Annotated in this window: 11 protein-coding genes; 3 read left to right on the top strand and 8 right to left on the bottom strand. The window is 72.3% G+C overall.

Annotation, left to right across the window (positions count from 1 at the left end; genetic code table 11):
* Positions 1-13: 13 nt before the first annotated feature.
* Entirely contained in the window at positions 14-1228 is a 1215-nt protein-coding gene (locus tag ACGFWI_RS09490) for a phosphodiester glycosidase family protein (RefSeq protein ID WP_393905471.1), read from the bottom strand.
* An 87-nt stretch (positions 1229-1315) separates the two neighbouring features.
* Between ACGFWI_RS09490 and ACGFWI_RS09485 the strand changes: the two genes are divergently transcribed.
* Positions 1316-2173 (top strand): phosphatidylinositol-specific phospholipase C/glycerophosphodiester phosphodiesterase family protein, encoded by an 858-nt coding sequence (locus ACGFWI_RS09485; RefSeq protein ID WP_393905354.1) that lies wholly within the window; start codon positions 1316-1318, stop codon positions 2171-2173.
* Between the two features lie 86 nt (positions 2174-2259).
* Here the strand turns inward: ACGFWI_RS09485 and ACGFWI_RS09480 are convergent, their stop codons facing one another.
* The 5 genes from ACGFWI_RS09480 to xylB form a co-directional block, all read right to left on the bottom strand.
* Entirely contained in the window at positions 2260-2898 is a 639-nt protein-coding gene (locus ACGFWI_RS09480; protein WP_393905353.1) for an N-acetylmuramoyl-L-alanine amidase, read from the bottom strand.
* A 241-nt stretch (positions 2899-3139) separates the two neighbouring features.
* On the bottom strand, positions 3140-4555 hold the full coding sequence (locus tag ACGFWI_RS09475) for a family 2B encapsulin nanocompartment shell protein (protein ID WP_393905352.1): 1416 nt from the start codon (positions 4553-4555) through the stop codon (positions 3140-3142).
* 132 nt (positions 4556-4687) lie between these two features.
* Complete coding sequence (locus ACGFWI_RS09470; protein ID WP_393905351.1) at positions 4688-6100, bottom strand: family 2B encapsulin nanocompartment shell protein; 1413 nt, start codon at positions 6098-6100, stop codon at positions 4688-4690.
* A gap of 165 nt (positions 6101-6265) precedes the next feature.
* On the bottom strand, positions 6266-7543 hold the full coding sequence (locus ACGFWI_RS09465) for an ROK family protein (RefSeq protein WP_393905350.1): 1278 nt from the start codon (positions 7541-7543) through the stop codon (positions 6266-6268).
* Between the two features lie 64 nt (positions 7544-7607).
* Positions 7608-9038 (bottom strand): xylulokinase, encoded by a 1431-nt coding sequence (xylB, locus tag ACGFWI_RS09460; protein ID WP_393905349.1) that lies wholly within the window; start codon positions 9036-9038, stop codon positions 7608-7610.
* Positions 9039-9169: 131 nt separating this feature from the next.
* Here xylB and xylA point away from each other — a divergent pair, with 131 nt between their 5' ends.
* On the top strand, positions 9170-10333 hold the full coding sequence (xylA, locus tag ACGFWI_RS09455) for a xylose isomerase (RefSeq protein WP_393905348.1): 1164 nt from the start codon (positions 9170-9172) through the stop codon (positions 10331-10333).
* 28 nt (positions 10334-10361) lie between these two features.
* On the opposite strand, the gene ACGFWI_RS09450 is transcribed toward xylA, so the two are convergent.
* Positions 10362-11327, bottom strand: a complete 966-nt coding sequence (locus ACGFWI_RS09450) for an acetylxylan esterase (RefSeq protein ID WP_393905347.1) — start codon at positions 11325-11327, stop codon at positions 10362-10364.
* 135 nt (positions 11328-11462) lie between these two features.
* Here ACGFWI_RS09450 and ACGFWI_RS09445 point away from each other — a divergent pair, with 135 nt between their 5' ends.
* Positions 11463-12323 (top strand): hypothetical protein, encoded by an 861-nt coding sequence (locus tag ACGFWI_RS09445; protein WP_393905346.1) that lies wholly within the window; start codon positions 11463-11465, stop codon positions 12321-12323.
* Here ACGFWI_RS09445 and ACGFWI_RS09440 read toward each other — a convergent pair.
* A complete protein-coding gene (locus ACGFWI_RS09440; protein WP_393905345.1) occupies positions 12304-13623 on the bottom strand; it encodes an esterase-like activity of phytase family protein in 1320 nt (439 codons plus the stop codon). The genes ACGFWI_RS09445 and ACGFWI_RS09440 overlap by 20 nt on opposite strands.
* Between the last annotated feature and the right edge of the window lie 76 nt (positions 13624-13699).

Below are 13699 nucleotides of genomic sequence, written 5' to 3'. Positions count from 1 at the left end.
GGCGGCCCGCCGCTCACCTGGAGGAGAACACCCCGATCGCGTTGGGCACCGGCCGCTCGGCACCGCCCGACGGATGGTTGCGGACCGTGGCCCCGTACCTGTCGCCGGTGACCAGCGTCGAGGAGCCGCCACCGTCCAGATCCATCGCGTCCCGCGCGCCCAACTCCTCCATCAGGTCCGCCAGTTCGTGCACCGTCAGACCGGTCTGGCCCGGGGCCCCGTCCAGCGCCATGAGATACAGCAGCCGCCCGCCGTCCCCGATCCCCGCTGACGTGCGCACCGCCACCGCGACGGTGTCCAGACCGGCCACCGGCTCGTCGTCCCGCACGATCGGGAAGCCGCCCACCGCGAACCGCAGGGGGACGGGCCCCCGGCCGACGAGGTGAGGGGTGAGGTGCACCGGCTCACCGGTCTGCAGCGTGCGCAGCTGCCGCGCACCGTCCTCCCGGCCCACCAGCACCACGCTGCCCGCGGGCACTCCGCCGGCCCCCGGCACGTCCTCCACCGCCGTCACCCGGCCGTGCCGGACGGTCACCTCCGTGGTGTCCGTACTGCACGGCGCCGCCCGGTCGGTGTCCGTGCCGCAGGTGGCGCGCACCCGGGACGCCGGGCCCCACCGGGCGGTGTAGGCGCCGATGCCGCCCACCGGCAGTGCGTACTGGTTCAGCCCGTCCAGCGGCAGCACCCCCTGCGCAGTCAGCACCGCACCGCGCAGTGTGAGCCGGTCCAGCCGGGCCCGGCGGTCGTAGCCGACGCCGAGGACGTCCTCGGTGGTCGCGCCCGGCGGCATGACCGGCCCGAACCGCTGACCGTCGGGCACCGCGCCCTTCAGCTGCCGCCCCGAGGCCACCGCCGGGCCGACCGAGGCGCCGGTCGCCTCCACACCCGGGTGCTGGGTCTCGGTGATGTTGAAGAAGTCGCCGTTGACGGCCCCCACCGCGCGGCGGTCGGCCGCCAGTTGGGACACCGGCGACCGCGCGCCGACCGCCCCCGGATAGAGCAGATCGACAGAGACCCGCGGATCGGCCAGATCGACCGTCAGCAGATGCCCGTGCACGATGCCGCGCGGCACCGTCATCCGGAATTCGCCGTATGCCACACCGGGCGCCACCGACCTGGCATGGAAGCGGTGGACAGTGGGGCCCGCGGCGGTGGCCGGTGCCCCGCCCGCCATCCCTCCGCCGGCCAGCACCCCCCACGCCACCAGCACCGTCAGCACCGCGCGCACTCGACCGAATCGCCGCTTCACGATCCCCCCTGACGTCATGCCAACTGTCCCAGGTGCCGAAGACGTTCACTATGACCCGGAGATGTCATGAATCCGTACACCCGCAGAACGGCCGTCGTGTCGCTGGGAGCCGTCCTCGCCGCGGGCCTCACCGCGCCCGCCGCCGCCCGTGACACGACCGTCCGCCCCAGCGGCTCCCTGCCGCTGCGCCGTGCCCATGCGCACAACGACTACGAGCACCCCCGGCCGCTGCTCGACGCCCTCGACCACGGCTTCGGCAGCGTGGAGGCGGACATCTGGCTCGTGGACGGCCGGCTGCTGGTCGCCCACGAGGAGGGCGACCTCGACCCGGCCCGCACCCTGGAGTCGCTGTATCTCGACCCGCTGCGCCGACGGATTCGCGCCAACGGCGGCACGGTCTACCGGGGCCACCGTCTCTCCCTCCAACTGCTGATCGACATCAAGACCGCGGGTGACCCCACCTACCGCGCGCTGTCCCGTGTCCTGTACGGCTACCGGGAACTGCTGAGCGTCTGCCGCGCGAGCCGGGTCCACGGCGGCCCGGTGACCGCCGTGATCTCCGGAGACCGGGCCGCCCGTGTGCCCATGGAGGCCGAGCGGGTGCGCCACGCCTTCTACGACGGGCGCCCCGAGGACCTGGGGACCGCCGTTCCCGCTTCCTTCGCGCCGCTGGTCTCCGCCTCCTGGACGGATCTCTTCGGCTGGCAGGGCGTGGGCCCGATGCCGGCCGCCGAGCGCGAGCGACTGCGCCGGCTGGTGGCGGCCGCGCACGGTGAGCGGCGCCGGCTGCGTTTCTGGGCGACGCCGGACGCGGCCGGACCGCCGCGGGAGGCGGTGTGGACGGCGCTGTTCGACGCCGGCGTCGACCACCTCAACTCGGACGATCTCCCGGGCCTGGAGCGCTTTCTGCGGGCGGCTCACTGACCCTCGCGCCGAGCGGCGCCGCCGGAATGTGCGCGCCGTACCGCGGTCCTTCGGACCCCCCGGAGGGCGTGGTATGGCGCGCCGCGTCATCCGGCGCTCCGCCAGGTGGCCTCGTTGACCAGTTGCAGATAGCGCGCCCAGTCCCAGAATTCCCCGGGGTCGGTGTGGTCGGTGCCGGGCACTTCGACATGGCCGATGATGTGCTCGCGGTCCTTGGGGATCCGGTAGCGGTCGCAGATGGCAGCGGTGAGCCGGGCGGACTGCTCGTAGAGCGGGTCGGTGAACCACGTCGGGTCGTCGATCCAGCCCTCGTGCTCGATGCCGATGCTGCGGGTGTTGTAGTCCCAGTTCCCGGCGTGCCAGGCGACATTCCGCTCTTTGACGCACTGGGCGAGACGGCCGTCGGCGGACCGTACGACATAGTGCGCGGCCGCTTTGTGCCGAGGGTCCTGGAACAGCTTGAGGGTGTCCTTGTAGGTCTCCTGGGTCACATGCACCACGACCATCTCGACCGGGTACTGCGCCGGGCGGTCGGCGGTGGTGAAATTGGACGGGCTTGCCGGAACCTGCTGGAGCGGAGGGTAGGCGCTGCCGCGCGGAGCCTGCCGGCGCCCAGCGGCAGCCGCCCTGGCCGCGGTGAGGGGAGTGAGAGCGGCGGATGCGGCGAGCGCGGCCGCACCGGTGAGCAGGCGCCGGCGGTCCGGGCGACGGTGGTCGGGCTCCATATGAACTCCTGACAGGACCGTGGGGGCGTGGTCGCGTACATGTCACGCACAGGCGGTGCGTTCATGATGCGCAACAGGGCACGCCCTGCCAAGGGAATGGCCGTTCTGCCAATGGCTCGACCAAAGGCAGAACGGCGCAGGTCAGAAGAAGCGAGATACCTGATCGGACGTCACCCGGGTGCCACGCCAGCGGCCCTGACGGCCGGTCGTGAGCGGGCACCCGGACCGAAGCCCCCGCGGGTCAGTGACCGATCTCCACGTCCTCCAGGATGCCCAGCGCGTCCGGCACCAGCACCGCCGCCGAATAGTAGGCGCTGACCAGGTAATTGATGACGGCCTGGTCATTGATGCCCATGAAGCGCACCGACAGTCCGGGCCGGTACTCGTCCGGGATGCCGGTCTGGTGCAGTCCCACCACGCCCTGGTTCTCCTCGCCGACCCGCAGCGCCAGAATCGAGCTGGTCTGCTCCGGGGTGACCGGGATCTTGTTGCAGGGCAGCAGCGGGATGCCCCGCCAGGCGCGGACCGCCGTGCCCTCGCACTCCGCGGTGGTGGGGTAGATCCCCCGGGCGTTCCACTCCCGCCCGATCGCCGCGATGGTGCGCGGATGCGCCAGCAGGAACTGGGTCTTCCGGCGCCGGGAGATCAGTTCGTCCAGATCGTCGGGGGTGGGCGGTCCGCTGCGAGTGTGGAGGCGCTGCTTGAGGTCGGCGTTGTGCAGCAGCCCGAACGCGGGGTTGTTGATCATCTCGTGTTCCTGGCGCTCGCGCAGCGCCTCCACGGTCAGCCGCAGCTGCTGGTCCAGCTGGTTCATCGGGTCGTTGTAGAGATCGGCGACCCGCGAGTGCACCTTCAACACGGTCTGAGCCACGCTGAGTTCGTACTCCCGCGGCGCCAGCTCGTAGTCGGCGAAGGCGCCCGGCAGGGCCGGCTCCCCGACATGGCCCGCGGCCATCTCGATGGCCGCCTCACCGTGCTTGTTCTGCGCCGGCGCCAACGCCGCACGGAACTCCTCCAGGTGGGTGCGCAGCGACTGTGACCGGCCCAGCACCTCTTCGAGGTCGCTGCGGTAGAGGGTCAGCGCGGTCACCCGGGTCACCGCCCGTACGGAGTGCTCCCACTCCGCGTCCGGCGCCAGCAGCGCCGCGGCACCGAGGGCGTCACCGTCGGCCAGCACTCCCAGAACCGTCTCATCGCCGTACTTGCCGGCGCCGATGCGGTCGAGCTTGCCGTGGGCGATCAGGATGACCCGGTCCGTGGGGGCGCCCGTCCGGGCCAGCACATCACCGGGCGCGAACTCCCGCTGGACGAAGCGGTCCGCCAGTGCCTCCAGCGTCGCGGCGTCGGTGTACCCGCGCAGCGGCGCCAGCTCCCGCAACTCCTCGGGGATCACCCGGACTTCGGTGCCGGTCGAGGTGAATTCCACCCGCCCGTCCCCGAGGGTGTGGGTGAGGCGGCGGTTGACGCGGTACGTACCGCCGGAGACCTGCGTCCAGGGCAGGATGCGCAGCAGCCAGCGGGAGGAGATCCCCTGCATCTGCGGCACGGTCTTGGTCGTGGTCGCCAGCTTGCGGGCGGCCGCGGTGTCCAGGCTGGAGCGGCTCTGCTCGGTCGCGGACGGCTGCGGGCCGGACGTCGGATCCACCGATGTGGTCATGAAGAAGGCTCACCTGTTCTTGTCGGTGCCTGCTGTGTGGTGCATGCGATGCCTGCACGTGTGTGCGGCCGGCGCGGCCGGGCGGCGATACGGGCCGTTCCCCGGGGCGCGCCGTTCCCCTCCGCGGGCCGTTCAGTGGCCGATCTGTACGTCGTCGAGAACGCCCAGCGCATCCGGCACGAGAATGGCCGCCGAATAGTAGGCGCTGACGAGATACTTGATTACGGCGCGATCGTCGAGACCCATATAACGCACCGACAGGCTCGGTTCGTATTCATCAGGAATTCCGGTCTGGTGCAGGCCGACGACGCCCTGCTTTTCCTCGCCGGTGCGCATCAGCAGAATCGAACTCGTCCGCTCCTTCGTCACCGGAATCTTGTTGCACGGGAAAATCGGCACCCCGCGCCAGGAGGGCAGCGAATGCCCCATGAAATCGACCGCGGTCGGATACAGTCCGCGGGCACTGCACTCCCGGCCGATCGCGGCGATCGTGAGTGGATGCGCGAGGAGGAAGCCCGGGTCCTTCCATACCGTCGCCAGCAGATCGTCGAGGTCGTCGGGGGTGGGCGGGCCGGTGCGGGTGTGGATGCGCTGCTTGAGGTCGGCGTGGTGCAGCAGCCCGAACCCGGGGTTGTTGATCATCTCGTGTTCCTGGCGCTCGCGCAGCGCCTGGACGGTCAGCTTCAGCTGCTCCTCGACCTGGTTCATCGGGTCGCTGTAGAGGTCGCCGACCCGGCTGTGGGCGCGCAACACCGTCTGCGCGACGCTGAGTTCGTACTCCCGCGGCGCCAGGTCGTAGTCGACGAAGGTGCCGGGGAGGGACGGCTCGCCGTGGTGCCCCGAGGTGACGGAGACCGCCGATTCCCCCGTGGCGTTCGTCGGCTGTGCGTCGCCCTGCCGGGCGGTCGCCAGATGCTCGCGCAGCCCGGGGGAGCGGTCGAGGATCTCCTGCAGGGCCTGCCGGGGCAGCGCCATGACGGTCACCCGGGTCACCGCGCGATAGCCGAACTCCCAGGTCCCCTCGGGGTCGGTGAGCGGCACGTCACCGAGGTGGTCGCCGCCGGCCAGCGCTTCGAGCACCGCCTCTTCGCCGTATTTGCCGGTACCGATACGGTCCACCCGGCCGTGCGCGAGCAGCACCAGCCGGTCGCCCGGCGTGCCGGCTTCGACGATCACTTCACCGGGTGCGTATTCCTGCTGGGTGAACCGCCCGCCGAGCGCGGCCAGTACCTCGGTATCGGTGAATTCCCGCAGGGCGGGCAGCTCGCGCAGCTCCTCGGGGATGATGGAGACGTCGCTGCCGCTGATATCGAAGTCGATGCGCCCGTCGCCGAGCGTGTGCGTCAGCCGGCGGTTCACCCGGTAGGTGCCACCGGACACCTGCACCCAGGGCAGCAGCCGCAGCAGCCAGCGGGAAGTGATGCCCTGCATCTGCGGCGCGGTCTTGGTGGTGGTCGCCAAATTCCGCGCGGCGGTGGTACTCAGACTGGAATTCTGGGCTTCTTCCGCACTGCCGTGCAGCGATTCGTCGGCAATCGTCACCATGCCACCTATCTCTTCGAAGGGTGCGATGCGGACCGCCTCCGAAACCGCGGTTCAAGGCAGCTCCGCGGCAACCCGCCGAACCGACGGTAGTCGTGCTGTTTTTATCGGCACAATCGCTCGATGGGGTGGCATGGAATTCCTGTTCCATGGAAAGGTTTAGCGGGTTCAATTCCGGGGAGAGTGTGCCGGGGCGCAGGAATGGAGGGGATCGTCCAGCACGGCCTGCAGCGCCGCGTGCGCCGCCCCGAGCAGCGGTCCGTCCGCGCCCAGGCGGGACACCGTCACCCATGGCCCGCCGGCTCGTCCGGGATCGGCCGCGACGGCCGTCCGCAGCGCCAACTCCCGCTCCAGGGAGGGCAGGATCCAGGGGGCCAGCCCGGCCAGTGCGCCACCGAGGACCACCGCCCGCGGATCGAGCAGATTCACCGCCCCGGCGAGTGCGATACCGAGCGCCGTCCCCGCCTCGTGCAGCGCACGCACGATGGCCGTGTCCCCGTCGGCGGCACGGCGCGCCAGCAGCCCGATACGGGCACCCGGCCCCGGATGGGCGGCCGCCGCCCGCCCGGGGGTGAGCCCGCCCGCGCGCAGCACGGCCTCTTCCCCGGCGTACTGCTCCAGGCAGCCCCGGCCGCCGCAGCCGCACGCCGGGCCGTCCGGATACACCGGCACATGCCCCAGCTCACCCGCGAACCCCCGTGCCCCCCGCAGTAGTTGACCGTCCACGACGACCGCGGCACCGATACCGATCTCGGCCGACACATGCACGAAGTCCGGTGGCGGGCCCGGCAGCCCGTCGCCCGCGCCCAGCCGCAGTTCGGCCAGCGCGCCGAGGTTGGCCTCGTTCTCGACGGTGAGCGGGAGGGCCGGGGCACCGTCCACCGGGGCCGTCACCCCGGCGAGCCCCGGTGCGAGATCGGCCGCCCGCCAGCCGAGGTTGGGGGCGTGCACCACGGTCGTCGCTCCGCGGGCCACCAGTCCGGGCACGGCCACCGCCAGTCCGGCCGGCCGCAGCCCCTCGGCGGCGATCTCGGCGGTCACCTCTGCGAGCAGCGCGGACAACTGCCGCAGCACGGGCCCGGGAGCGCTCCGCCGGTTCGCCGCGTCGGCCGCCACCCGGGCCCGGACCCGCCCGCGCAGATCGACCGCGCACACCGCCAGATGATCGACGCCTATCTCGGCACCGATCCCGGCCGGGCCACGGTCGCTGACCGCCAGTTCGCCGCCCGGCCGGCCACGGCCGCTGGGCGCCGCCCGCCCCGTCCCGACCAGCAGCCCGGCCCGCAGCAGCTCGTCGACCAGCGGGGCCACTCCCGCCCGGGTCAGCCCGATCCGCGCCGCGACCGCCGGCCGGGAGAGCGGCCCCTGCGCGGCAACGGTCTGCAGCACCCGGGCCAGATTGCGCCGCCGGATGCCGTGCTGGGTGTCGCCGCCGGGCGCGGTCACGGGGTTCTCCTCGGGGTGTGGGCGGGAGCGTGGTCCCTCCAGGTGTTCGGCGACGGTGTCACGGTCACCGTCGCAGCAGTGCCCCGCCGTCGGCGAGCGTCGCCGCCAGCCGGTCACAGGCGGCGCCGTCCCGCGGCTGCGCCCCGTACTCGGCGCCGCGCGCCGTCCCCCAACGACGGGCCACCGCCGCCGGGTCCTCCTCCAGCAGCAGCCCCGCCGCCTGCGCCGCCGCACCGAGCGCCACCAGCTCCTGCGCCTCGGGCACCACCACCGGGCGGCCCGACAGCCGGCGTACGGTCTCCCGCCAGGCCCGGCCCTTCGCGCCGCCGCCGATCAGCAGTAGCGGCGTATCGGGCGCGGCGTCCGCGTCCAGCACCCGGTCCAGGGCCTGCAGCAGGGTGAACACCGCGCCGTCGTAGGCGGCCTGGAGCAGCTGACCGGCCGTGGTGTCGTGCCGCAGCCCGTGGACCAGGCCCGAGGCCCCCGGCAGATTGGGGGTGCGCTCACCGTCGAGGAACGGCAGCATCACCACCTCGCCGCCCTCCTCCACGGCCTCCCGGTCGCGTCCCAGCAGCGCCGCCACCCGGTCCACGGCGAGCGTGCAGTTCAGGGTGCAGGCCAGCGGCAGCCAGCCGCCGCGGGCATCGGCGAAGCCCGCCACGGTGCCGGTCGGATCGGCGGGCCGGCGGGTGGAGACCGCATAGACCGTCCCCGAGGTGCCCAGGCTCAGCACCGGCTGCCCGGGACGCAGGCCCAGCCCGAGTGCGGCCGCCATGTTGTCCCCCGTCCCGGCGGCCACCAACGCGCCGTGGGGCAGCGGCAGATCGTCGGCGTGCACCGTCCCGGCGGCCTCCCCCGGGAGCGCCACCCGCGGCAGCGCCTCGGGGGCGAGCCCGACATGCTCCAGGATCTCCGGGTCGTAGGACTCGGTGGACGACGCCCACCAGCCCGTTCCGGACGCATCGCCGCGATCGGTGACGGACTCGCCGGTCAGACGCTGGGTGAGGTAGTCGTGCGGCAGCCGCACCGCGGCGGTGGCGGCTGCCGCGGCCGGCTCGTTCTCCCGCAGCCAGGCCCACTTGGCCACCGTGAACGCCGGCCCCGGCACGCTCCCCACCCGCTGTGCCCAGGCCTGCGCGCCGCCCAGCTCCGCGATCAGCCGCTCGCTCTGGGGCGCCGGCCGGACGTCGTTCCACAGCATGGCGGGGCGCACCGGCTCACCGGCCGCGTCCAGGGTGACCAGCCCGTGCTGCTGCCCGCCGACGGACAGCGCCGAGGCCTGCCGGGCCGCCGCACCGCACTGCGCCAGCGCCTCGCCCAGCGCCCGCCACCACTGCGCGGGGTCGCTCTCCTTGCCCTCGCCGCCGCTGACCGTGTGCGGCGCCTGGCCCCGGGCGATGACCGCACCGGTCGCCGCATCCACGACCAGCGCCTTGGTGGACTGCGTCGAACTGTCCACCCCGACGACCAGCGGTCCCGCTGACTGTGCGCCCATCGTGCACTCTCTCCCTCGGCGGCCGTACTCCATGGTCTCTGTCCAGGGGGTTCCCCGGTGTGCTGCCGCATATTAGTTTGGCCGCGGCGCAATTTGTAAAGCGCCTTGACGAAATGACCGAGGGAGTCACGATGAGCCACCAGCCCGTGCCCGAGGACAAGTTCAGTTTCGGACTGTGGACCGTCGGCTGGCAGGGCCGCGACCCCTTCGGGGACGCCACCCGCCGCGCCCTGGACCCCGTCGAATCGGTGCATCGCCTCGCGGACCTCGGCGCGTACGGCGTCACCTTCCACGACGACGATCTGATCCCGTTCGGCGCCGGGGACATCGAGCGCGAGACGGCCGTCAAACGCTTCCGGCAGGCGCTGGACGCCACCGGCCTGGTCGTCCCGATGGCCACCACCAACCTCTTCACCCACCCCGTTTTCAAGGACGGCGCCTTCACCGCCAACGACCGCGGCATCCGCCGCTATGCGCTGCGCAAGACGCTCCGCAACATCGATCTCGCCGTCGAGCTGGGCGCCCACACCTATGTGGCCTGGGGCGGACGGGAAGGCGCGGAATCCGGCGCGGCCAAGGACGTACGGGCCGCCCTGGACCGGATGAAGGAGGCGTTCGACCTCCTCGGCCAGTACGTCGTCGAGCAGGGCTACGACCTGCGGTTCGCCATCGAACCCAAGCCCAACGAGCCGCGCGGCGACATCCTTCTGCCCACCGTCGGCCACGCCCTCGCCTTCATCGAGCGGCTGGAGCGCCCCGAGCTCTACGGCGTCAACCCCGAAGTGGGGCACGAGCAGATGGCCGGGCTGAACGTCCCGCACGGCATCGCGCAGGCGCTGTGGGCGGACAAGCTCCTCCATATCGACCTCAACGGCCAGAGCGGGATCAAGTACGACCAGGACCTGCGGTTCGGCGCGGGCGATCTGCGTTCCGCCTTCTGGCTGGTCGATCTGCTGGAGACGGCCGGATACGACGGGCCGCGGCACTTCGACTTCAAGCCGCCGCGCACCGAGGATCTGGCGGGCGTCTGGACCTCGGCGGCCGGCTGTATGCGCAACTATCTGATCCTCAAGGAGCGCGCCGCGGCCTTCCGGGCCGACCCGGCCGTCCAGGACGCGCTGCACGCGGCGCGCCTGGACCAGTTGGGCCGGCCCACCGCCGAGGACGGCCTGGCCGGGCTGCTCGCCGACGGCACCGCCTACGAGACCTTCGACATCGAGGCGGCGGCCGCCCGCGGGATGGCCTTCGAGCATCTGGACCAGCTGGCGCTGGAGCACCTGCTGGGGGCCGTCTGAGAGGTTCCGCCCCTGCGCGCCGGGCCGCTCAGCCGAACAGCTTGCGCACAAAGCCGACTTCGGCGGCCCGCTGCTCGCCACCGCCCCCCTCATGGGCGTTGAACCGCCATACCTTCAGCTCCTTCTCGCCCGCATAGTGGTGGAAGGCGGCGAAGCCGGTGGAGGGCGGTACCACGTCGTCGCGCAGCGCCGTGCCGAAGAGTGCCGGGGCGGTGGCGCGGGCCGCGAAGTTCAGGCCGTCGAAGTGGTCCAGGGTGTGCAGTGCGGTGTCGATCTGGCCGCGCGCACCCGCGAAGTAGCGGGTGAGCTCGCCGTAGGGCCCGACGTCCGTGATCTCGACGGCGCGGCGCACATGGGTCAGGAACGGCACATCGATCAACGCGCCCGCCAGACCGGGGACCAGCCCGGCCGTCGCCAGGGCGGCGGCGCCACCCTGGCTGCGGCCGGCGACCACGATCCGGCCGGCGTCCACCGCCGGGTGTCCCCGTGCCGCCTCCACGGCCCGTACCGCGTCGCTGAACAGCCGCCGGTAGTAGTAGTCATCGGGATCGAGCAGTCCCTGGGTCATCTTGCCGGGCACGCCCGGATTGCCGGATCCGACCGGATCGGGGGTGTCACCGGGCCGGTTGGGGCCGCTCTGCCCACGGGTGTCCATGACGAGCGTGGCGTACCCCGCGGACGGCCACAGCAGCCAGTCGTGCGGCAGCAGCCGGCCGCCGCCGTAGCCGAGGTACTGCACGATGCACGGCAGTGGCCCGTCGGCCGCGCGCGGGAAGAGGAACCAGCCGCGGATACGGTGCCCGTCGAAGCCGGAGAACGTCACGTCACGGGTGCACAGCAGCGCCAGCCCCGCATCGACCTCGGTGAAGCGTGCATCGAGGTCGTGGGCACGGGTTTCTTCGAGGGTGCGCTGCCAGAACGCCTCAAAACCGGCCGGCTCGGGGCGGGGTGGGCGGTAGGTGTGCAGCTCGTCCAGGGGCAGGTCGGTGAACACGGAGGACCTCCGAGCCGTAGGGTGGCTTGCTGCCTGTCGCCAACGGTGCCCACGGGCCGGATATTTCAGACGCGAAATGTTCCAGGTTGGTCACCGAGTCCCTGAAAACCGATTGAAGAAGCGATCATTTCCACCATGAGTTTTCCTCCGCCTCCGCCGTCGAACCCGCCGAATCAGCCGCCCCACGGCAACCCGGGCGGCTACGGCCCGCCGGCCGGTGGCTACGGTCCGGGCGGTCCGGGCCAGGGCGGGTACGGCCCGGGTGGTTACGGCCCGCCCGCGGGCGGCAATCAGCCTCCCGGCGGCTTCGGTCCGCCCGCGGGCGGCTACGGCCCTCCGGGCCCGGTCGGCCCCGGAGGCCCCGGCGGTTGGCAGCAGCCGCCCGGCCCGCCCGGTGGCGGCGGCAATGGCAAGATCATCGCGGCGATCATCGGCGGTGGCGTGGTCGTACTGGCCGCCGTCATCGCCTTCATCGTGATCAACAACAGTGACGACAGCGACAACAACAACCGTGCCCGGCATCCCGGTTCGAGCGCCGGGCCCACACCCTCCGAGAGCGCGTCCGCGACGCCCTCCTACGACCCCACCCCCACCGAGACGCCCACCGGCAGCGACTTCGACAACAGCACATCGACGCCCGCCGACGGCAAGATCCCGTTCTATCTGCTGAAGGTCGGCGACTGCTACGACCTGCCGGCGGGCGGCGGCGGCAACAACGACGAGGCCTCCTGCAGCGGCCCGCACGACGCCGAGGTCGTCACCGTCCACCGCCTCGAATCCGGCCTGACGACCGAAACCGGCATCAAGGACAAGGCGTCGTCGCTGTGCCGTAACGAACTGGAGCGCAAGGCCGCCCGGCAGCCCGCCGGGACCGCCGAGGGCACCTACGTCCAGTACCCCAGCCTCAACGGCTACAAGCTCGGCATAAAATCCGTCAGCTGCAGCCTGATGGGCAACCGCACCGGCACCAAGAAGCTCACCAAGCCGCTTTCCTGAGCCGGACGGTCACCGCCGTCGTCGGCACCCCGCTGTCCACGAGACGGCCCTGCGCGTCGAACGCACCGGGGCCGTCCGTCATCCCGAAGTCGTTGTCGTTGATGAGCGTGAGGGTGCGCCGTCCGCTGACCGCGATGCCTTCGATCTTCTGCGGCACGCCCTCGACCTTGCGCAGATCGACGACCAGCCGCTTGGGCAGCACCGGCGCACGGCCGCCGGCCTGCTCCAGCGACGGAGCGGTCGCCGGGTCGTCCCAGCGTGAGCCGAGAAGGTCCGTTCCCCCGTCCAGCTCGACCCGCTGCAGCCGGGCTGCCCTGTCGGTGCGCTCCTCCACCAGCAGCCGGTCGCGGCCCACCGCCACCACCGAGGAGATCTTCAGCTCGGAGGTGTCGTCCTCGCCGGGGTCGACCTCGCCGACCGGATCGAAGCGGTATGCGTACTCGGCGGTCACCGCGCCCCTGGCGGGCGAGAAGCGCAGCAGCCGGGCGGTACGGGAAGCCTCGCCGGCCGCGGTGTCGGGGTGGGACAGCGGGCTCTGCACGGCGGCCACCAGATCGCCGTCCGGCAGCAGCGCCAGACCCTCGAAACCGCGGTTGGTCTTGCGCTTCAGCAGCAGTCCTGGCAGCGACTCGACGACCGGATAGCCGGTACCGGTCAGCCGCAGCCCCTTGGGGACATGACGGGCCAGCACCCGCCCGGACGCCGACACATGAACCAGGGAAGGGCCGTACTCGTCGGCCAGCCAGAAACTGCCGTCGGCCGCCCGCACCACGCCCTCGGTGTCCAGGCCGTCGGGGTCGAAGGGCAGCGGCTGCCCGGCGTCGTAGGTGTAGGGCGCCTCGTCCCGGCCGCGCTGGTCGGGCAGCCCGGTGACCGCCTTTCCGGCACGGGTGGTGATCGCTCGCGACTCCAGCACGGTGATCCGGTCGCCCCGCACCCTGATCTTCACCAGGGCCGGGTCGAAGCCCGGCACCGGGAATGTCCGCCGCTTGTCGCCCGCCACCTTGATCTGGCCGTTGGGCCCGCGGTCGGTGACCGTCCAGAACTCGCCGGCCCGCCCGGCCGGGAAGAGGTCGCTGCCGATGCCGCCCAGCTTCACCCCGCGGTCATCGCCGACACTGCCCGGCAGCAGCGCATTGCTGAACGCGCCCAGCGGGATCGCCGGCAGCCGGGCGGACCCGGTGACGGCGGCCGGCGGCGGACCGGCCTGGGCCGTGGTGGCACCCAGCACCACGGCCGCGGCCAGCACCGCGGCCGGCAGCGCCACCCCGAGCGGACGGCGCAGCTGACGTAGGGACATCGAACCTCCAGGACAGTGACGGAACACAGCTTTCCCAGCGTTCCGGCACTGCCCCAACGGCAGGTGAACGGCGGCC

Source organism: Streptomyces sp. NPDC048434 (assembly GCF_043200375.1).
Taxonomy (GTDB): Bacteria; Actinomycetota; Actinomycetes; order Streptomycetales; family Streptomycetaceae; genus Streptomyces.
Note: the sequence above shows the minus strand (reverse complement) of the source record. Positions and strands in the feature narration are given on the sequence as shown.